The organism is Streptococcus infantis, assembly GCF_047465185.1.
Classification (GTDB): Bacteria; Bacillota; Bacilli; order Lactobacillales; family Streptococcaceae; genus Streptococcus; species Streptococcus infantis_O.
The window spans coordinates 297774-315176 of sequence record NZ_JASHAJ010000003.1; the positions used below are offsets into that span (position 1 = coordinate 297774).

Below are 17403 nucleotides of genomic sequence, written 5' to 3' on the forward strand. Positions count from 1 at the left end.
TTTCAAAGCGTTATGAGGACTTGAAACTTCTTTTATGATTTTTAATTAGTAAAATGTTGAACTATAGTGAGTTTTGTGTCACAATAGATAGTATATAAATCATTAATAGAATAGAAATAATATTTTCTTACCTTTACAAGTAGTATTGGTTAGACATTTTTTCGTCTCAATTGTACTTATCTCTCGAGTTTAGCTAGTTTTTATAAGCTCTGATTTCGACTCAATAAAACAAATTTCAGAAGTGCAAAAGACAAGATGGTGACATTGCTACAGTCAGTCGCCATGTCTTGCTGGCACAGGCTGTTTGTGCCGTCAGCTATTTACCAGTCAATTTGATCAAAGGGCTTAATTATTATTTTTGAAAGGTCTTTTATGGAAAAAATTCTTTCTTTAGGTCTGACAGGTAAGAAATTACTTGTTCAGGGTTTCTTGTTTGTTCTGCTAGGTCTTATCTTGATGGTCACGGGAACTTGGTTGCCAGTGACGGTTATTCGACTGGTTCTGTTTTTAGCTTGGATAGCAACGGTCTTAGATTTAGTATTACGTATTTTCAAAAAAAGTCAGTCAACGGACACCTTGGGAGTTGCACTGGTTAAATTGTTAGTGATGGGATATTTGCTAGGCTCGAATCTTGCTACTGATGTGCCAATTTATATTTTGGCTCTTGTGATTGGAATTTCTCAGATTTTTCATGCTAGTATCAACCTTGTCACCTATGTTCTCTACCGCAAAAACAAAATTCGACCTCGTTTTCGTTTCTTACTAGATGGTCTCGTACTAGTTTTTCTTGGTGGGACTAGTCTTTTGTCCTCTACGGGAAATTCTGTCTTTCAACTCTTTGTTTTAGGGGCTTATTTTTTCCTTTATGGTGTGTCCAATATCCGTGACGGTTTCTTGTTTGAGGGGGAAATTGGGAAAAACCATCTCAAACGTCGTGTAAGAATGAGCTTACCTATTGTCCTAGCCGCTCTCATCCCTGCAAGTACTTTAGCAAAAATCAACAAATTCATGCAGGAAAATGCTGATGAGAGAGAGGATATCCATCTTGGAATGGTGAAGTTTGGTAAGACAGCAGATCTTGAAATTTTCGTTCATACAGCGGAGACTTCTCTATTTTCAGCTATTGGTCATGTGGACCTTTGTTATCAAGGACGTGTGATTTCTTATGGAAACTATGATCCGTCATCTGAGACCTTATTTGGTATGGTTGGAGATGGTGTTTTATATTTTTGCGACCGTGATAAGTACATTGACTTATGTAAACGGGAGAGTCAAAAAACGCTATTTGGTTACGGAATAGATTTGACACCGGAAATGGAAGAAGCGGTTCAGGAAAAATTAGCTGAATTAAAACAACTAACGATTCCTTGGGAGCCAAGCGCAGATAAAATTAAAACGGAAGATGGTAAGGAAGACTACACCTACGCTTATAAAATCAGACATGAGACGGATGGGGAACTTTATAAATTTATCAAATCTAAGTTTAAATCCTACTTTGTCTTGTCCACAAACTGTGTGCTCTTGGCTGATACCATAGTCGGTCAAGCTGGAACAGATATCCTCTCACCAAAAGGATTTATCGCACCAGGAACTTATCAAGCCTACCTTGACCGAGAGTTTGAAAAACCAAATAGTATAGTCGTATCTAAACATGTTTATTAAGGAGAATTTATGAAGTTAGTTAGAAAATACACCCCGTTAATCCTTTTTATAGGGCTGGTTGCTCTTGTAATTCTGAATGCATCGAGCTTTATATCAGGAGCAATCTCTCTCTTTGATGTAATATCAACCTTGATTTATGGTGCTGTTATTGCTTTTGTGCTCAATGTTCCCATGAAAAAAATTGAACAGTACTTAGTTAAATTGAAGGTAAAGGCAGAGTTGCGTCGTCCGATTGCCATGGTACTTGTTTTCCTAGCTCTTATCTTAATCGTGATTGCTCTTTTGGTTTTGGTGCTGCCAACCCTAGCCCAGACTATTAGTCAGCTGGGAACAGTCCTTTCAACAGTCCTTACTCAACTTGGGAAATTGCTAGGCAGCTCGGAATTTGTAACCAAAGACATGTTGTCAACTATCGTATCAGGAATTCAGGGACAGTCTAGCTCTATTAGCCAAGCTTTGATAGGTTTTTTATCAGGTCTGACTAGTAATATCGGCAATATTTTTTCAAGTTTGATGAATGCCTTTTTGATTATAGTCTTCACCTTTTTATTTTTATCCAGTAAGGAACATTTGGCAGCGATGACGAGTCGACTTCTAAAAGTTTTTCTTCCAGAGAAGGTGGTGATAAAGTTGACTTACATTGGACAAGTAGCACTAGAGACTTATGACCAATTTTTGATGAGTCAGCTGATTGAAGCAGTTATCATAGGAGTTATGATAGCGGTTGGTTACAGCGTGTTTGGGATACCCTATGGAGTAATGACAGGTATCTTTGCAGGAGTGCTATCGTTCATTCCTTATGTAGGGCCTATGATTGCTTGTGTTGTGGGAGCGATTTTTATCTTCACAGTGAGTCCTACTCAAGCCTTACTTTCTCTTCTTCTATATCAAGTTATACAGCTGATTGAAGGAAACCTTATTTATCCTAGAGTTGTAGGTCAGTCTATTGGTTTGCCAGCCCTTTTCACGCTTGCGGCTGCTAGTATTGGAGGCAATCTCTTTGGCTTACTTGGGATGATATTCTTTACACCCATATTTGCTGTTATCTATCGATTGGTTAAAGAATTTGTCGTTGCAAAGGAAAATCAGGTAGATTGAGAAAGACTGAATTTAATAAGATATACTAAGAAGAGAGTGAAAGATTCTCTTCTCTTTTATTTCTAAATGACTTGCTCTTGTTCTGTTGCGAAAATTTATGAATTCATAATAGCCCATTTTAATCTCTATGCGGATTGGCCATGTAATATGGGCACAAATTAGTATAGTTTAGTTAATTATAGACTAGCTCTGTACTGTAAAAAACAGTTGGTCTTATCAAATATTGCTAGCAATTGATTGAGAATAAATGATAAGTTTGATAAGGTTGGAAAACCTTTATAATGATTTGCTACAAAAAGTTATTTGACATCAAAAAAGCCTTGAAATCAAGGCTTTTTCCTGTTGTTTAGATGCCCCCTGCATGAATTTGTAAGAACTTTTCATATTGAAAATAAACAAAAATGTTGAAATATAGCTGATTTTAGGGAAATACTTTTAGGTATTTTCAATGTCAGGATTTAAAAATGGGGCAAAAGTGGGGCAAAAATAACGAATGACTCATATAGGTTTCCTATTTGGTTTGAAAACCTATAATACCTAATGATTATGCTATACTAGATATATAGTGTTGTTATAAATAAATGTCAGTGCGAGATCAAATCGGGATACTGTCAATAATTATGTGTAAATACTCAAGTAGAGTTACGGAGTGTTAATCAAATAATTATTGACAGTATCGAATTTTTCTGGTAGAATGGCTTCGGTTAATATCTAAATGTTGTGTAGTTTTCTATCAACATAGTCAGGAGAAAAGGAACTTATGCTAAAAAAATTTAATGAATTGTCACTGAAAGATAAGGCTTATCTAATTGGCGGTTTGATCTTATTAGTCATTGTGATCTGCTTTGGTCTGCTCAATCGTCAAACAGTAACTGTCAGTCTTGTCTTTACACAACTATCTGCTTCCTTGATTTTGGTGATTTTTACTTGTCTAGTAATCGGAATCATTGCTGGTAGTGTTATTGGTATTAGCTATCACCATAGCAAGACTCAAGATCTGAGAAGCCGCATTGCTGAAGCAGAAGCGACTATCAATATAAAAGACAAGGAGCTTGTCCAGTACGAGGAACAGGTGCAACAATTAAAACAGGAAGCCAAACAATAAGTGTAGAAATCAAAAAGTTCCAGAGTCAGGTGAGACTTTGGAACTTTTTTGGGATAAGAGTGTCCCGTCTTAACAGAGCAGGTGTTTATTAGCAAGGATGAAGTCGATAAACCGTTGGCTGGCTAAGGGAAGAATACTCCTATCTGTAAAAGCAATAGAAAAAGGTCGGCAAATAGGTGGTTTGGTACTGCGTTGGACAATATTATAATTGACTTTCCGACTCAGAAAGATGCAAAAGATTTTCAGTTATTTTTCATTACACAAGTTAATGAAAAATAAACATATGTGGCTTTCGTGTTAGATAAAGACCTTATTTTAATTTATTCTAACTATTCTCAGGATAACGACATGAATTTGTAAGAACTTTTCATATTGAAAATAAACAAAAATGTTGAAATATAGCTGATTTTAGGGAAATACTTTTAGGTATTTTCAATGTCAGAATTTAAAAATGGGGCAAAAATAACGAATGACTCATAGAGGTTTCCTATTTGGTTTGAAAATCTATAATACCTAATGATTATGCCATACTAGATATATAGTGTTGTTATAAATAAATGTCAGTGCGAGTTCAAATCGGAGGATAAAATGGAAAAACAAATTTCTACGCAGAATGGAATGCGAAAAAGTGATAATTAAAGAGACAAAAAAGCTGAGAATATGATTTCCCAGCTTTTTTGAATGCGATAGAAATAGCAACTAGACTATTTACGAAAGGCCTCAATAATGTAGGTGAAGCCAGTAACTAAAACTGAAAAGGCAATGACATAAACGACAAAGACACCTGTAGCCACTGGATTGAACAGAATCACTAGACCTAGTAAAAATTCAAGCAAGGCTACCCACGTGATATTGCTACCAATAATAGGGAAAATCAATCTTAGACGATTGCCTTTAAAGAAAGCAATAATGGCTTCTACAATTAACCAAATTCCTACAATGGTCGGAATGACGACCGGCAGGGTCACAAAGCCATAAGCAACGAGGTAAAGAGCTAAGAGAAGACTAACAAATCCTTGGAAAAGATAAACAGGTGAGCGAAGCTCTTTTGGTGCAGAGAAATAGCCTAAAATAGCTGCTATAGAAGAAACCAGTAAACCAAATGAAATCCACCAGCTGTAAGCAACAAGATTAGCTACTGGGTTTGTAAATAGGAAAAGTCCTAAAAGGACAAAAACAACTCCTGCAAGGAATAGCAGTAAACGATTAGAAAATTTCATTTCAATACCCCCTATATAGTATAGTTTGCTAATAAAACTATTATACTTATTTTTATAGAAAATGTCAATAAAATAAATAAACAATTTGGAAGTTTCAGTCTGACTTACAAAAAGAAAAGGAGTTTTCACTCCTTTTCACAGATTGAAGACAAAGTCCTTATAAAAGTGTCTTCTAAAGATTTTAACTTCAATCTGAAGCGAGGTTATCCTCGCTTTTTCTATTTATCAAACAATTCCTTATTTTCAATTAAGAGTTCTAGTGGAGATTTATCCCTTGCTTCAATAAAACCAGGTTCATATTGGTTATGAAGTGTTCTTTTCTGAGAAGTTGGATCAATATACAACTCATCTCCATCTTCTGTGTATAGTTGGTTGCCTCTTGTTAAGTAAAGTAAATCCTCTAAGTACTGTCCATCAGTTTCTAGAAAATCTTCGATGTATTTGACAGCTTTTAAAATCTCACTTACTTTATCAGAGTATTCATTAGATTCAAGAACACTCTTTTCTAACTCAATCTCTTTACTCGTTCCAAATAGTTGGGTTGGAGTTGCATTAAAATATTCTGCTATCTTATCCAAATTTGCAAAGGTAGGATAGCTTTTTTGTTTTTCGTAATCAGAGATGTCTGGAAAGATTGCTCATAAAAAAATGTGGGGCAAATGATGGGGCAAATCAGTTATAGACAAGCAAAAAAGCCTTATAAATCAAGGCTTTTTCCTGTTGATTTAGATGCCCCCTACAGGGCTCGAACCTGTGACCCATAGATTAAGAGTCTACTGCTCTACCAACTGAGCTAAGGAGGCAAATAAAAAGCTGTATTGGTGCCGAAACTTCACGGTTTGTATTGAACCCGCGCAATTAAGCAGGTGGGCAACTCGCTCTAACTGAAGCTGTTTCCGTGTGAGACGGCCTACATGCTGTTAGAAGACTTTTGTTTCCCTAATAATACAAAAAATAGTCGGTCAACACTTAAATGTGAAGTCGTACACCACAGCGTTTCTATGATTATATGATACCACTTTTTCAAAAAAAATCAAGGGAAAATTAAAAATTTTGAAAAGGATTTCATAAGTTTCGTAATTTATCAATGGTTTCCTTGCGTTGAGCCAGGGCACGTTCGTATTTTCCACTATCTTCTGGTGAGAAGTAGCTATGGTTGCGGATTTTTTCTGGCAAGTACTCTTGTTTGACCCAGTGACCTGGGTAGTTGTGTGGATAGAGGTAGTTTTGGGCATTGCCTAGTTCCTTGCTACCACTATAGTGACCATCACGCAAGTGACGTGGGATTGGTAGGTGACCGGATGATTTAAGATCAGCCAGAGCCTTATCCATAGCCACATAGGCTGAGTTGGATTTTGGAGAAAGGGCCAAATCAATCACAACATTGGCAATGAGGATGCGGGCTTCGGGGAATCCAATCCTCTGTGCTGCATCCAAAGCAGTTACAGTATGAATCTGGGCTTCAGGATTGGCTAAGCCAATATCTTCATAAGCAATCACAGTCAAACGACGAGCTAGGCTAGGAAGGTCACCGGCCTCTATCAAGCGAGCAGCATAGTGGAGACTAGCATCCACATCCGAGCCACGGATGGACTTTTGAAGGGCAGATAGAACATCATAGTGTCCATCTCCATCCTTGTCCATAGTGATATAGCTTCTCTGGAGACTATTTTCCATGATATTCAGCGTGATATGACGGATACCGTCATTATTTTCTGGAGTGGAGAGAACTGCCAAGTCCAGTGAGTTAAAGGCAGAACGGAGGTCTCCGTTGGTAGATGTTGCGATAAAATCAAGGGCATCCTCATCTAACTCAACTGGGAAATCAAATCCTCGTTCAGGGTCAGTGAGGGCGATTTGAATGGCCTCTTTGACATCTTGGTTAGACAGGGGTTCCAACTCAAAAATCTGAACACGACTGCGGATGGCTGGAGTGACAGAAAAGAAAGGATTTTCAGTTGTCGCCCCGATCATGATGACTAGACCACTTTCCAAGAGAGGCAGGAGAAAGTCTTGTTTAGTCTTGTCGAGACGATGAATCTCGTCTAGTAGCAGTACAAGGCCACCTGAGAATTTAGCTTCCTCAGCGATTTCTTGGAGTCGTTTTTTACTATCAACTGTTGCATTAAAGGTCCGAAAGGCATATTTGGTCGTTCCAGCGATGGCTGAGGCGATACTGGTTTTTCCGATGCCCGGAGGTCCATAGAGAATCATGGATGACAGGCGGTTGGCCTCCACCATACGGCGGATGATTTTTCCTGGTCCGACCAGATGCTCCTGACCGATGACCTGGTCGATGGTTTTGGGGCGCATACGAAGTGCGAGATTGTCTGGCATAGCAGTCCTTTCTAACATGGATTTTCTGATACGAATGTGGTAATATGGTAGTATCTATTTTAGCATATTTCCGAGTATTCGGGGCGATTAAAGAGTCATACAGAAAGAGGATAAAATGGCAACATACGGATTTTTAGATGTTTTACAAGAAGAGTTGGACAAGAACTTTCCTTTTGATTATGAGATTAGCTGGGACAAGCGCAATCATGCGGTGGAAGTGAGTTTTCTGTTAGAGGCACGAAATTCTGCAGGAGTGGAGATGTTAGATGAAGACGGAGAGGTTTCGTCAGATGATATCCTCTTTGAAGAAGCGGTGCTTTTTTACAATCCTGCCAAGTCAACAGTTAATGCAGAAGACTATTTAACTGTTATTCCGTATCTACCTAAAAAAGGTTTCTCTCGTGAATTCTTAGCTTATTTTGCGCTATTTCTCAAAGATACTGCAGAGGTTGGGCTAGATGCCCTCATGGACTTTTTGGAAGACCCAGAAGCAGAAGAATTTGCCATGGAATGGAATCAAGAAGTCTTTGAAGAAGGAAAAGTCGGCTTGGAAGAGGGAGAATTTTACCCTTATCCGAGATATTAGGAAGAAATGATTATGAATTTGGATTGTATTGATAAAAAGTTTGATTTTACGGGCTCTAAGATTGCCTTGATTTGTGGGGATAAGGTCTTGACTATCTTACGTGATGACAAGGACGATATCCCTTGTCCCAACATGTGGGAGTTGCCAGGTGGTGGTCGTGAAGGAAACGAAAGTCCTTTCGAGTGCGCAGCGCGTGAAGTTTATGAGGAACTGGGAATTCATTTAGATGAAGACTGTCTACTTTGGAGCAAGGTCTATCCCAGCGTGCTCTTTGAAGGTCGGCAGTCTGTCTTTATGGTCGGTCAGTTAAGTCAGGATCAGTTTGACAGTATCACCTTTGGGGATGAAGGACAGGCCTATAAACTGATGCCTATTGAGGAATTTCTCAATTCTAAACAAGCAGTGCCCCAGCTACAGGGGAGATTAAAAGATTATTTAAAAGTAAGTGATTAGAAAGGACGGTTCGGTTAAATTTCTAAACTGAACCCGCCCTAAACACTGTGCCAAAAAGATAAACTTCTCTTAAACATAAGTGTCTTAAGAGAGTTTCCTATTTTGGCTTTGTGTTTTATGGGCTTGGTATCTTAATTATGGAAACATGGCAAGAGTTAAAAGTAACGGTTAAGCGTGAGGGGGAGGAGCTAGTCTCTAACCTCCTGATTGAGCTAGGCGCCCAAGGGGTTGCAATCGAAGACAGCATGGACTATGTGGGTAATGTGGACCGCTTTGGTGAGATTTTTCCTGAGGTGGAGCAACAGGAAGAAATCGTGGTGACAGCCTACTATCCTGAAACGGTGGATGTGGCAGCGGTTGAAGCGGACTTGCAGGCTCGCTTGGCAGAATTGACAGATTTTATGGATCTGGGAGAGGTCAAGATGGGCACGACTGCCTTGGCTGAGGAAGACTGGGCGGACAACTGGAAGAAATACTATGAACCAGCTCGCATTACCCATGACTTGACCATCGTGCCATCATGGACGGACTATGAAGCGACGGCGGGCGAAAAGATTATCAAGCTAGATCCAGGTATGGCCTTTGGGACAGGTACGCATCCAACCACTAAGATGAGTCTTTTTGCCTTGGAGCAGGTCCTTCGTGGTGGTGAAACGGTGATCGATGTGGGGGCAGGTTCAGGGGTTCTTTCCATTGCTAGCTCTCTACTTGGTGCTAAGGAAATCTTTGCCTATGACCTAGATGATGTAGCAGTTCGGGTCGCTCAGGAAAATATTGAACTCAATCCAGGCATGGAAAACATCCATGTAGCAGCAGGAGACTTGCTTAAGGGTGTTGAGATTGAAGCAGATGTGATTGTAGCTAATATCTTGGCGGATATCCTCATTCATCTGACAGAGGATGCTTATCGTTTGGTTAAGGACGAAGGCTACCTCATCATGAGTGGGATTATCAAGGACAAGTGGGACATGGTGCGCGAGTCGGCGGAGTCAGCTGGATTTTTCCTTGAAACCCATATGATCCAAGGGGAGTGGAATGCCTGTGTCTTCAAGAAGACCAAGGATATTTCTGGTGTGATTGGAGGTTAGAATGCAACAGTATTTTGTCAAAGGCAGTGCTAGCTCACCAGTCACTATCGAGGACAAGGAAACCAGCAAGCACATGTTTCAAGTTATGCGCTTGAAAGAGGATGACCAAGTGACCCTAGTCTTTAATGACGGGATCAAGCATTTGGCGCGCGTGCTAGATGTAGAGGCTCGTCAGTTTGAATTGGTTGAAGAACTAGCTGACAATGTGGAACTGCCAGTCCAAGTGACCATCGCATCAGGTTTTCCCAAGGGGGACAAGCTGGAGTTTATCACTCAAAAGGTGACGGAACTGGGGGCTAGCCAAATCTGGGCCTTTCCTGCCGACTGGTCAGTTGCCAAGTGGGATGGCAAGAAATTGGGGAAAAAGGTTGAGAAACTAGAAAAAATTGCCCTTGGAGCAGCAGAACAAAGCAAGCGGAATTTGGTACCGAGCATAAAGCTGTTTGAGAGAAAATCAGACTTCTTAGCACAACTTGATCAGTTTGATCGTGTCGTGGTTGCTTATGAAGAGTCAGCCAAAGAAGGAGAATCAGCTGCGCTTATCCAAGCTGTTGCTGGGTTAGAAAAGGGAGCTAAACTGCTCTTTATCTTTGGTCCAGAAGGTGGTTTATCCCCTGCAGAAATTGAATCTTTTGAAGCCAAAGGAGCAGTCCTTGCAGGACTTGGGCCTCGCATTCTACGAGCAGAAACAGCGCCACTTTATTCTCTATCAGCCATTAGTGTTTTGCTTGAATTGGAAAAATAAGAGACTATGAAAAAATCACCTAGAAAAGGTGATTTTTTATGCTCTTGAAATGGCGCGCGAAAGAGTCAATAAACGTATCCATGGCGGCAATGGGAATCTTTAATTTTTTGATGATTTCGCAGAAAAAATGGATATCCAAACTGTTCCTAATCTTGTGTTCTATTAAAACAGGGCAAATCACACTATTTAGAGCAGGAGAGTATTCCTAGTCTTGATGAAAGATTAGTTTAACTAACAAAAAAATGACTCCGAAAATTGGAATCGTGGAGATGATAAAAGAGGTTGGATAATTTTCCAACCTCTTTTATGTATCTTAATGGAATTGCATACCACCATCAACGATAATGGTTTGACCTGTAATGTAGTTTGAATCTGGTCCAGCAAGGAAGCTAACCGCTGCAGCGACATCTTCTGGCTCAGATAGGCGTTTCAATGTAATATCTTTTGCGAATGTTTGCATACCCCATTCGTCGTCTTTTCCTGCATTTTTCCCAACTTCGTGAGCGATATCATACATCATTGGAGTCTTAACGATACCAGGTGCATACGCATTAACAGTGATACCTGAATCAGCTAAGTCACGTGCCAATGTTTGAGTAATACCACGAACAGCGAATTTTGTACCCCCATAAACAGTCAAGTTTGGATTTCCAACAACACCTGCTTGAGAAGTAGCGTTGATGATTTTACCACCGTGACCAAGTGCTTTGAATTGAGCTTGAGCAGCTTGTGCTCCCCAGATTACCCCACCGACGTTAATAGCAAAGGTACGATTGAACTGTTCTTCTGTAATCGTATCTAGAGGTGTAGTCGGAGCGACACCAGCGTTGTTTACCACAACGTTCAAGTCTCCGAAATGGTCTACAACTTTTTGGAAAGCTGCAGCAACCTCCGCTTGTTTAGACACATCTGCTACAACAGCTAAAGCATTCTCTGCTGACAACTCAGCAACTGCCTTTTCAGCTGTTTCAGCATTGTAGTCTAATACCCCAACCTTAAAACCATCTTGGACCAAGCGTTTTGCGATTGCAAAACCGATTCCTTGACCTGCACCTGTAACAATAGCTACTTTAGACATATGATTCCTCCTTTGGTATCCGTGATACCATTTCAACGTTCATAAAAGAACAGCAAAGGGTTATAAGTGAGTTGTGATAGATTCTAAAAAAAGTCCTATCACTTTTTAGTATATACCTTTGTGAAATTAGTGTCAAACAAAGACTGGTTTTTGGAAAAAATTAACCCTCTAAGAGTTAAAAAACTATCTGAGACTGGAGCTGAAGACTGGCTCAATCTCCTCAAATCAGGTACCACTTGAGTCTGCTATGATTATCGGAGCAGATATCTCAACTGATAAACCTCTCCGCGATACCATTCAGTTCTTGTCTAATACGGTTGATCAGATTATCGCCTACAGTGCTGAGTTATGAGTATAAGAAAAACAGATTGGATTTTTCCAATCTGTTTTTCTTATCCCCAAAAGCTATCTTCTTCAGCTTGATTTGAAGAGAAGAGCCAAACTTCTTTGATTTTCCCGTCTTCAATACGGAAGAGGTCAATCCCGTTCATATTGAGTTCAGTACCATCAGCCCGTGTTCCAAGAAAAGTAACATTGGCTGCGATTAAATCCTTATTGTCAGAAACCCAATTTGTTATCACCTTAAAGGTTCCATTAGTTTTCTCAGCAAATGTAGCCAGGTGAGTTCCTAGCTTGTCCTTACCAACAACTGTACCAGATATACTATGAGTACCAGGTTGATGCCAGACAATATCGTCTGCCATCGTTTCAAAGACACCAGGAAAGTCACCAGCAATTAAAGCTTGGTTATAAGCATTGAAAATTTCTAAGTTTGTTGACATATCTATTCTCCATTTCTTTTTTATGATATAATTGTAACAGTTACAAACAAAAAAACAAGTAGACACTTTTTTGATAGCTGGTATCAAAAGTAGTACTTTTATTGATACTAAAAGATTAATTTTTTTTAAAAAATAGAAAGAAGATATTTTATGCCAAATAAAGTGAGTGAGTATGGTATTTGTCCATTTGCGACAACGCAGAGGGTTTTAACGGGGAAATGGGCACTGGTAATCATTTATCAGTTGAGTACGGGTACCAAACGATTTAAAGAATTGCAGAGATTATTGCCTGGGATTACTCAAACTATTTTGACACGTCATCTCCGTCAATTAGAAAAGGATAAGATTGTTCAACGAAAGGTCTATGCCGAAGTTCCACCACGAGTTGAGTACAGCTTAACTGAAATGGGGCAGGAATTCAGAGTTGTTTTAGATGCTGTCGAGAAATGGGGTCTAGATTATATCAAGTTGCTAGAAATGTAGAGGTATTGACCATGTATCAAGAGTTACTTAGAAAAATAGCAGAAGAAAAACCAAGTTATCATCAGGAGGAACTCCAGTGGTTACTTGAGCACTTAGGGGATTCGAGTCCAGAAATTCGCGATGAATTGGTTTTTACCAGTTTGGCTAGAGGGATCCAAGAAGAGTTATTTACAAAGGAGCAATTTCAATTTATATCTGCTATGATTGTTTCTGATGGTGGACTAGATAAAGAGCTCGATAAGCTAGGAGCTTCAACGCTTGACCGTTCTTTTAGGGCCCTTATTTATGCCAATCTCTTATCTTCCGATGGCAACCAACACTCTCTTTATTATCAAGTGCTTAAAACTGATATCAGAAATACGATGCTCGATCAAGGGTTGCACTACCTTGAAAAAGAAGAGGATACGACTGGTTTTTCAAGCCAGTATGGTTGGGTACATGCTTTTGCGCATGGAGCGGATCTCTTGACTGAAGTCGTTTGTCATCCAGACTTTTCTGCAAGTCGAATTTATGAAGTGTTTGAGATCCTTGGTCCTATGTTTAAAAGAATTTCGATTCGATTTATGGATGATGAGGAATGGCGCTTAGCCAGAGTGCTTTACGAACCTATTTTGCAAGGCAAGGTGGATCAAGCGACACTAACCTCTTGGATAAAGTCACTTGATTTCCCGATAGAAGCGACGGAAGATTTTTATAAATTTTCCAATTTTAGATCTTGTCTATTAGAAGTCTATGTTCAACTCGACCAGAGAAATAATTTACAAGATGACTTGAAAGAAGCAATTCAATCTTTTCAATATTAGATTTCGACTATTAAATGCGAAAACTTACACAAAGTTTCCAAGCACATTTCTTGAAACCCTTTCCTTCTTCTGATAGACTAATACATAGTTTTTGAAAAAAAGGAGACTTAACATGAAAAAATTTGTTGCTGAATTGATCGGTACATTTATGCTTGTGTTCATCGGAACAGGAGCTGTTGTTTTTGGAAATGGTGTTGAAGGACTTGGACACCTTGGGATTGCTCTTGCCTTTGGTTTGGCAATCGTAGTCGCAGCCTTCTCAATTGGAACTGTTTCAGGTGCTCACTTGAACCCAGCTGTTTCTATCGCTATGTTTGTGAACAAACGTTTGTCATCTTCAGAACTTGTAAACTACATCCTTGGACAAGTAGTTGGTGCTTTCCTTGCATCTGGATCTGTCTTCTTCCTCTTGGCAAATTCAGGTATGTCAACTGCAAGCCTTGGTGAAAATGCCTTGGCAAATGGAGTAACTGTCTTTGGTGGTTTCTTGTTTGAAACAATCGCAACTTTCTTGTTTGTTTTGGTTATCATGACTGTAACTTCAGCAAGCAAAGGTAATGGCGCAATCGCTGGTTTGGTGATCGGTTTGTCATTGACAGCTTTGATTCTAGCTGGTTTGAACGTCACTGGACTTTCAGTAAACCCAGCTCGTAGCTTGGCGCCAGCTGTCTTTGTAGGTGGCGCAGCTCTTCAACAAGTTTGGATTTTCATCCTTGCCCCAATCGTTGGTGGAGTTCTTGCAGCCCTTGTTGCTAAAAACTTCCTTGGAACTGAAGAATAATTGAAACTTAAAAAAACCTACTCTTCACATTGGAGAGTAGGTTTTTTATATATTAAAATCCCCCACATGAGAAGTGGGGGGGATTTGTGATTAACTCAATTCAGCAACGATGGCTTTGATTTGTTCAGCAGTGTGGACACCTGCCACTTGTTTAACAACTTGTCCATCTTTCTTGAAAAGAAGAGTAGGGATAGACATAATGCCGAATGCACGAGCTGTATTCGGATTTTCGTCAACGTCCATTTTAACGATCTTCAAGACATCTTCTGAAAGTTCTTCAGATAATTTGTCCAAGATTGGACCTTGCATACGACATGGACCACACCAAGTTGCCCAGAAGTCTACCAAGACCAATCCGTCTTTAGTTTCTTGTTCAAATGTTGCATCTGTAATTGCTTTTGCCATAGTATTTCTCCTTTTTATTTATATTGGCTTAAATCTTGTTTCATGAGATAGAAGAAAACATCTCCATAAGTCCCATGGTAGTCCAGAACATGCCCCTTGTAGGTTAGTTTTTGGACAGGGTAATAGTCTGCGACACCAATCAGGCAGGCATGTTGAGAACGTTCAAATTCTTCGTATGACTCGAAGGTCATTGTTCTCTCTTGCTTGCTGGCATCCAGATAAGTGATTTCAATCATAGGATTCTCCTTTGCTAAATCATGTCTTCATTTTACTCCTTGGAAAAGGGAATGTCAAGAAAATTGATTGCGCACGCAAGTTTTTTGGAAAATTTAGAACAACCAGTCTGCTTTTGTTTCAAGACTTTCTTCGACTGCTTTTTGTAGATAAGCAAGAGTCGTCTGGCCCTCACTAGTGAGACAGATAAAACTAGCTCGCTTGTCCTGGTCACAACATCTCCGACTAAGTAAAGCACAGTTTTTGGCTTCTAGGCGTGCCACCATCCGTGATACAGCGCTAGGGCTCAGATGAAGTTTATCTGGCAAGTCAATCTGTCTCAAAGATTTTTCTTGAGCCTGATTTAAAAAGTGCAAGAGGTAGAATTCTTTGAGCGTTAGACTTTGTTCGCTTTGCTCAGCGATCGTTTGCTCTAAAATAGCTTCTAATTCTACTTGTCGGCGGTTGAAGTCAAACCATTTATCTAAGTAAGTCACGTCAATCTCCTTTCCTATATAATAGTTGTAAATAGCTTTATACATCTAAGATGCTTGCGCACGCAATTAGTATACAACTTTTTAGATGAGATAGCAAGAAGGATGTTTCTTGTGTATTTCCTTGAAATTTTCTGAAAAAGTAGTAAACTGGTATGCAGAAAGTCTATTTGTGGAGTAAACGATGAAGTTATATGTTCAGTTAATGATTCTCTTTGTCATTTCACTGATTGGTGAGGGAATCTCTAGCTTTTTCCATTTGCCTATCCCTGGAAGCATTATTGGTTTGATTATTTTATTTTTGGCTTTGCAGTTCAAGTGGTTGCGGGTACGTCATGTCAACATGGTTGGGAATTTTCTCCTGGCTAATATGACCATTCTCTTTCTGCCTCCTGCGGTTGGGATTATGGAGAAATTTGATGTGATTGCTCCCTATTTATTGCCCATTGTCTTGATTGTCTTTTTTGCGGCAGTGATCAATATTATCTTGATTGCGCTGGTGGTTCAGTTTATTAAAAAGCGTTATGAAGGTGATTACGAAGAAAGAGGTGCCAAATGAGCGAATTTGTATCCAATCCACTTTTTGGGATAGCCTTGTCTATCCTAGCTTATCTTGGAGGCATGATTATCTTTAGACGATACCCTCATCCTCTGACGACTCCCTTACTGCTAGCAACATTGTTTATCATAGCTTTTCTGAAATTGACTGGTATTTCTTACGCCGCCTATTATCAAGGTGGGGTTTATTTGAATAACTTGATTGTACCTTCGACAGTAGCACTCGGGATTCCTCTCTATAAAAGTTTTCACCTCATGAAGCACCATGTTAGAAGTATTTTACTTGGGAGTTTTTTAGCAGTCATTGTGAATACCATTTTTACAGCACTAGTCGCCAAATTTTTCGGCATGGATTTCTTCTTGGCGATTTCACTTTTTCCTAAGTCAGTAACGACTGCGATGGCAGTTGGGATTACGGATAAACTTCAAGGGATCACAACAATCACCTTGGTAGTGGTCGTAGCAACTGGCATTCTGACTAGCGTTATTGGACCAACACTTTTGAAATGGCTAAAAATAGACGACCCAGTAGCTGTTGGACTGGCCCTGGGAGGAACAGGTCATGCGGTTGGAACTGGGACAGCCTTCCGTTACGGATCAGTCGCTGGTGCCATGGCTGGTTTGGCAATCGGTGTCACAGGTCTGCTGTATGTCTTTATCAGTCCCATCGTAGCTGGTTTAATATTGAGTTAAAGGTCAAGTATTTCTTGGCCTTTTATCTGTTTAATTAAGAATAAAACACCCCCAGCAAATTTTTTTGCTAGGGGGTTATTGATTATTGAAGGTTAACTTTATTCTTTAAGATATAGTAGGTGCCGAGATAGAAGCCGACGCTAAGGATTAAGTCCTTGAAAATTTCAAAGGATAATACCCAATTGTAGTCGAAATCGATGCGAAGATTTAGGGTGATAAAACCAAGGACTATTTGGATAGCGATGTAGGCGACAACCGCAAGAGCTGTACGGTATTCATTAAAGAGTTGACCGATAGAGATAGAAAAGTAGATACAAAGGATACTTGCAAGAGTGTTAACGATATAGGAAATCAAGGCTAACCAGAAATCATCTTGATAATTTTTGAGAATAAAATCGGCAACGTTGGATATTAAGACGTCTGGTTGAATCATGGATATGATGATGTAAAGACTAAAAAGGAAAACCACTGTACTTGCCAAAGACCAAACAAAGGCTCCAAGAAGTTTAGCGGAGAGGATCTGGTGTTCAGATACTGGCAGGGTGAGAGTTAAATAGCCACGACGATCGTAAACGCTTCCCTTAAATCGTTGAATAATCAAAATCAAGGTTGAGATACTCAAAGTAATAACCAGACCCCCAAAAACCAGAGATAGAAATACTAACATGACAACACCCTTGTCTTGATAATAGGTGCTAGTAAGGGTGCTGCCCTGAATTCCTATGATGACAGATAGGGATAGTACAGCAGCATAGAGGGCTAAAAACCATTTGTTGACATTTTTAAATTCATAACGAACTAAATTCCAAAACATAAGAA

22 protein-coding genes and 1 tRNA gene are annotated in these 17403 nt (G+C 39.5%); 13 read left to right on the plus strand and 10 right to left on the minus strand.

Features of this window, described 5'->3' with window-relative positions:
- The first annotated feature begins 372 nt into the window (after positions 1-372).
- From QM382_RS07280 to QM382_RS07290, 3 genes are all read left to right on the plus strand, one after another.
- Positions 373-1662 carry a DUF308 domain-containing protein gene (locus tag QM382_RS07280; RefSeq protein WP_414269449.1) on the plus strand — a complete coding sequence of 430 codons (1290 nt, stop codon included), beginning with the start codon at positions 373-375 and terminating at the stop codon, positions 1660-1662.
- Between the two features lie 9 nt (positions 1663-1671).
- Positions 1672-2760, plus strand: a complete 1089-nt coding sequence (locus tag QM382_RS07285) for an AI-2E family transporter (RefSeq protein ID WP_414272882.1) — start codon at positions 1672-1674, stop codon at positions 2758-2760.
- A 760-nt stretch (positions 2761-3520) separates the two neighbouring features.
- Positions 3521-3865: a lipopolysaccharide assembly protein LapA domain-containing protein gene (locus QM382_RS07290; RefSeq protein WP_004250751.1), complete on the plus strand. Its 345-nt coding sequence runs from the start codon at positions 3521-3523 to the stop codon at positions 3863-3865.
- 704 nt (positions 3866-4569) lie between these two features.
- Here the strand turns inward: QM382_RS07290 and QM382_RS07295 are convergent.
- The 4 genes from QM382_RS07295 to QM382_RS07310 all read right to left on the minus strand — a co-directional run bounded on the left by QM382_RS07295 (position 4570) and on the right by QM382_RS07310 (position 7422).
- Complete coding sequence (locus QM382_RS07295; RefSeq protein ID WP_006150850.1) at positions 4570-5085, minus strand: HdeD family acid-resistance protein; 516 nt, start codon at positions 5083-5085, stop codon at positions 4570-4572.
- Between the two features lie 218 nt (positions 5086-5303).
- Positions 5304-5720: a helix-turn-helix domain-containing protein gene (locus tag QM382_RS07300; protein ID WP_225305933.1), complete on the minus strand. Its 417-nt coding sequence runs from the start codon at positions 5718-5720 to the stop codon at positions 5304-5306.
- A 95-nt stretch (positions 5721-5815) separates the two neighbouring features.
- Positions 5816-5888 (minus strand) — tRNA-Lys (locus QM382_RS07305).
- 262 nt (positions 5889-6150) lie between these two features.
- Positions 6151-7422 carry a replication-associated recombination protein A gene (locus QM382_RS07310; RefSeq protein ID WP_414272883.1) on the minus strand — a complete coding sequence of 424 codons (1272 nt, stop codon included), beginning with the start codon at positions 7420-7422 and terminating at the stop codon, positions 6151-6153.
- A 115-nt stretch (positions 7423-7537) separates the two neighbouring features.
- Between QM382_RS07310 and QM382_RS07315 the strand changes: the two genes are divergently transcribed.
- The 4 genes from QM382_RS07315 to QM382_RS07330 all read left to right on the plus strand — a co-directional run bounded on the left by QM382_RS07315 (position 7538) and on the right by QM382_RS07330 (position 10294).
- Complete coding sequence (locus QM382_RS07315) at positions 7538-8008, plus strand: DUF3013 family protein (RefSeq protein WP_070888840.1); 471 nt, start codon at positions 7538-7540, stop codon at positions 8006-8008.
- A gap of 12 nt (positions 8009-8020) precedes the next feature.
- A complete protein-coding gene (locus tag QM382_RS07320) occupies positions 8021-8461 on the plus strand; it encodes an NUDIX hydrolase (RefSeq protein WP_414272884.1) in 441 nt (146 codons plus the stop codon).
- Between the two features lie 137 nt (positions 8462-8598).
- A complete protein-coding gene (prmA, locus tag QM382_RS07325) occupies positions 8599-9549 on the plus strand; it encodes a 50S ribosomal protein L11 methyltransferase (RefSeq protein WP_125391595.1) in 951 nt (316 codons plus the stop codon).
- A gap of 1 nt (position 9550) precedes the next feature.
- A complete protein-coding gene (locus tag QM382_RS07330; RefSeq protein WP_125391594.1) occupies positions 9551-10294 on the plus strand; it encodes a 16S rRNA (uracil(1498)-N(3))-methyltransferase in 744 nt (247 codons plus the stop codon).
- 313 nt (positions 10295-10607) lie between these two features.
- Here QM382_RS07330 and QM382_RS07335 read toward each other — a convergent pair whose 3' ends face one another.
- A complete protein-coding gene (locus tag QM382_RS07335; protein WP_004250763.1) occupies positions 10608-11372 on the minus strand; it encodes a (S)-acetoin forming diacetyl reductase in 765 nt (254 codons plus the stop codon).
- Positions 11373-11619: 247 nt separating this feature from the next.
- Here QM382_RS07335 and QM382_RS07340 point away from each other — a divergent pair, with 247 nt between their 5' ends.
- Positions 11620-11724: an oligoendopeptidase F gene (locus QM382_RS07340; RefSeq protein WP_369076500.1), complete on the plus strand. Its 105-nt coding sequence runs from the start codon at positions 11620-11622 to the stop codon at positions 11722-11724.
- A gap of 40 nt (positions 11725-11764) precedes the next feature.
- On the opposite strand, the gene QM382_RS07345 is transcribed toward QM382_RS07340, so the two are convergent.
- On the minus strand, positions 11765-12154 hold the full coding sequence (locus tag QM382_RS07345) for a nuclear transport factor 2 family protein (RefSeq protein ID WP_414272885.1): 390 nt from the start codon (positions 12152-12154) through the stop codon (positions 11765-11767).
- 150 nt (positions 12155-12304) lie between these two features.
- Here QM382_RS07345 and QM382_RS07350 point away from each other — a divergent pair, with 150 nt between their 5' ends.
- The 3 genes from QM382_RS07350 (at position 12305) to QM382_RS07360 (ending at position 14221) form a co-directional block, all read left to right on the plus strand.
- On the plus strand, positions 12305-12637 hold the full coding sequence (locus tag QM382_RS07350) for a winged helix-turn-helix transcriptional regulator (protein ID WP_001133064.1): 333 nt from the start codon (positions 12305-12307) through the stop codon (positions 12635-12637).
- An 11-nt stretch (positions 12638-12648) separates the two neighbouring features.
- Positions 12649-13440: a DUF2785 domain-containing protein gene (locus QM382_RS07355; RefSeq protein ID WP_414272947.1), complete on the plus strand. Its 792-nt coding sequence runs from the start codon at positions 12649-12651 to the stop codon at positions 13438-13440.
- Positions 13441-13552: 112 nt separating this feature from the next.
- Entirely contained in the window at positions 13553-14221 is a 669-nt protein-coding gene (locus QM382_RS07360) for an MIP/aquaporin family protein (RefSeq protein ID WP_414272886.1), read from the plus strand.
- A 90-nt stretch (positions 14222-14311) separates the two neighbouring features.
- Here QM382_RS07360 and trxA read toward each other — a convergent pair whose 3' ends face one another.
- The 3 genes from trxA to QM382_RS07375 form a co-directional block, all read right to left on the minus strand.
- Entirely contained in the window at positions 14312-14626 is a 315-nt protein-coding gene (gene trxA / locus QM382_RS07365; protein ID WP_001029581.1) for a thioredoxin, read from the minus strand.
- 14 nt (positions 14627-14640) lie between these two features.
- The gene (locus QM382_RS07370; protein WP_414272887.1) at positions 14641-14862 is read right to left on the minus strand and encodes a DUF4649 family protein; all 222 of its coding nucleotides are present in this window, start codon (positions 14860-14862) and stop codon (positions 14641-14643) included.
- A 93-nt stretch (positions 14863-14955) separates the two neighbouring features.
- Complete coding sequence (locus tag QM382_RS07375; RefSeq protein WP_414272888.1) at positions 14956-15336, minus strand: MarR family winged helix-turn-helix transcriptional regulator; 381 nt, start codon at positions 15334-15336, stop codon at positions 14956-14958.
- Positions 15337-15517: 181 nt separating this feature from the next.
- On the opposite strand from QM382_RS07375, the gene QM382_RS07380 reads away from it, so the two are divergent.
- On the plus strand, positions 15518-15892 hold the full coding sequence (locus QM382_RS07380) for a CidA/LrgA family protein (RefSeq protein WP_004250774.1): 375 nt from the start codon (positions 15518-15520) through the stop codon (positions 15890-15892).
- Positions 15889-16584: an LrgB family protein gene (locus QM382_RS07385; RefSeq protein ID WP_414272889.1), complete on the plus strand. Its 696-nt coding sequence runs from the start codon at positions 15889-15891 to the stop codon at positions 16582-16584. The genes QM382_RS07380 and QM382_RS07385 overlap by 4 nt, the downstream gene beginning before the upstream one ends.
- An 82-nt stretch (positions 16585-16666) precedes the next feature.
- Here QM382_RS07385 and QM382_RS07390 read toward each other — a convergent pair whose 3' ends face one another.
- The gene (locus QM382_RS07390; RefSeq protein ID WP_414272890.1) at positions 16667-17398 is read right to left on the minus strand and encodes a hypothetical protein; all 732 of its coding nucleotides are present in this window, start codon (positions 17396-17398) and stop codon (positions 16667-16669) included.
- Positions 17399-17403 lie beyond the last annotated feature (5 nt).

Excerpts from the sequence above, each read along its gene's own strand:
- QM382_RS07345 (WP_414272885.1), bottom strand. The coding sequence starts at position 12,154 with ATGTCAACAAACTTAGAAATTTTCAATGCTTATAACCAAGCTTTAATT.
- QM382_RS07380 (WP_004250774.1), top strand. The coding sequence starts at position 15,518 with ATGAAGTTATATGTTCAGTTAATGATTCTCTTTGTCATTTCACTGATT.
- QM382_RS07370 (WP_414272887.1), bottom strand. The coding sequence starts at position 14,862 with ATGATTGAAATCACTTATCTGGATGCCAGCAAGCAAGAGAGAACAATG.
- QM382_RS07385 (WP_414272889.1), top strand. The coding sequence starts at position 15,889 with ATGAGCGAATTTGTATCCAATCCACTTTTTGGGATAGCCTTGTCTATC.
- QM382_RS07285 (WP_414272882.1), top strand. The coding sequence starts at position 1,672 with ATGAAGTTAGTTAGAAAATACACCCCGTTAATCCTTTTTATAGGGCTG.
- QM382_RS07295 (WP_006150850.1), bottom strand. The coding sequence starts at position 5,085 with ATGAAATTTTCTAATCGTTTACTGCTATTCCTTGCAGGAGTTGTTTTT.
- QM382_RS07360 (WP_414272886.1), top strand. The coding sequence starts at position 13,553 with ATGAAAAAATTTGTTGCTGAATTGATCGGTACATTTATGCTTGTGTTC.
- QM382_RS07320 (WP_414272884.1), top strand. The coding sequence starts at position 8,021 with ATGAATTTGGATTGTATTGATAAAAAGTTTGATTTTACGGGCTCTAAG.
- QM382_RS07340 (WP_369076500.1), top strand. The coding sequence starts at position 11,620 with ATGATTATCGGAGCAGATATCTCAACTGATAAACCTCTCCGCGATACC.
- QM382_RS07335 (WP_004250763.1), bottom strand. The coding sequence starts at position 11,372 with ATGTCTAAAGTAGCTATTGTTACAGGTGCAGGTCAAGGAATCGGTTTT.
- QM382_RS07315 (WP_070888840.1), top strand. The coding sequence starts at position 7,538 with ATGGCAACATACGGATTTTTAGATGTTTTACAAGAAGAGTTGGACAAG.
- QM382_RS07330 (WP_125391594.1), top strand. The coding sequence starts at position 9,551 with ATGCAACAGTATTTTGTCAAAGGCAGTGCTAGCTCACCAGTCACTATC.
- QM382_RS07290 (WP_004250751.1), top strand. The coding sequence starts at position 3,521 with ATGCTAAAAAAATTTAATGAATTGTCACTGAAAGATAAGGCTTATCTA.
- trxA (WP_001029581.1), bottom strand. The coding sequence starts at position 14,626 with ATGGCAAAAGCAATTACAGATGCAACATTTGAACAAGAAACTAAAGAC.
- QM382_RS07355 (WP_414272947.1), top strand. The coding sequence starts at position 12,649 with ATGTATCAAGAGTTACTTAGAAAAATAGCAGAAGAAAAACCAAGTTAT.
- prmA (WP_125391595.1), top strand. The coding sequence starts at position 8,599 with ATGGAAACATGGCAAGAGTTAAAAGTAACGGTTAAGCGTGAGGGGGAG.
- QM382_RS07390 (WP_414272890.1), bottom strand. The coding sequence starts at position 17,398 with ATGTTTTGGAATTTAGTTCGTTATGAATTTAAAAATGTCAACAAATGG.
- QM382_RS07280 (WP_414269449.1), top strand. The coding sequence starts at position 373 with ATGGAAAAAATTCTTTCTTTAGGTCTGACAGGTAAGAAATTACTTGTT.
- QM382_RS07310 (WP_414272883.1), bottom strand. The coding sequence starts at position 7,422 with ATGCCAGACAATCTCGCACTTCGTATGCGCCCCAAAACCATCGACCAG.
- QM382_RS07350 (WP_001133064.1), top strand. The coding sequence starts at position 12,305 with ATGCCAAATAAAGTGAGTGAGTATGGTATTTGTCCATTTGCGACAACG.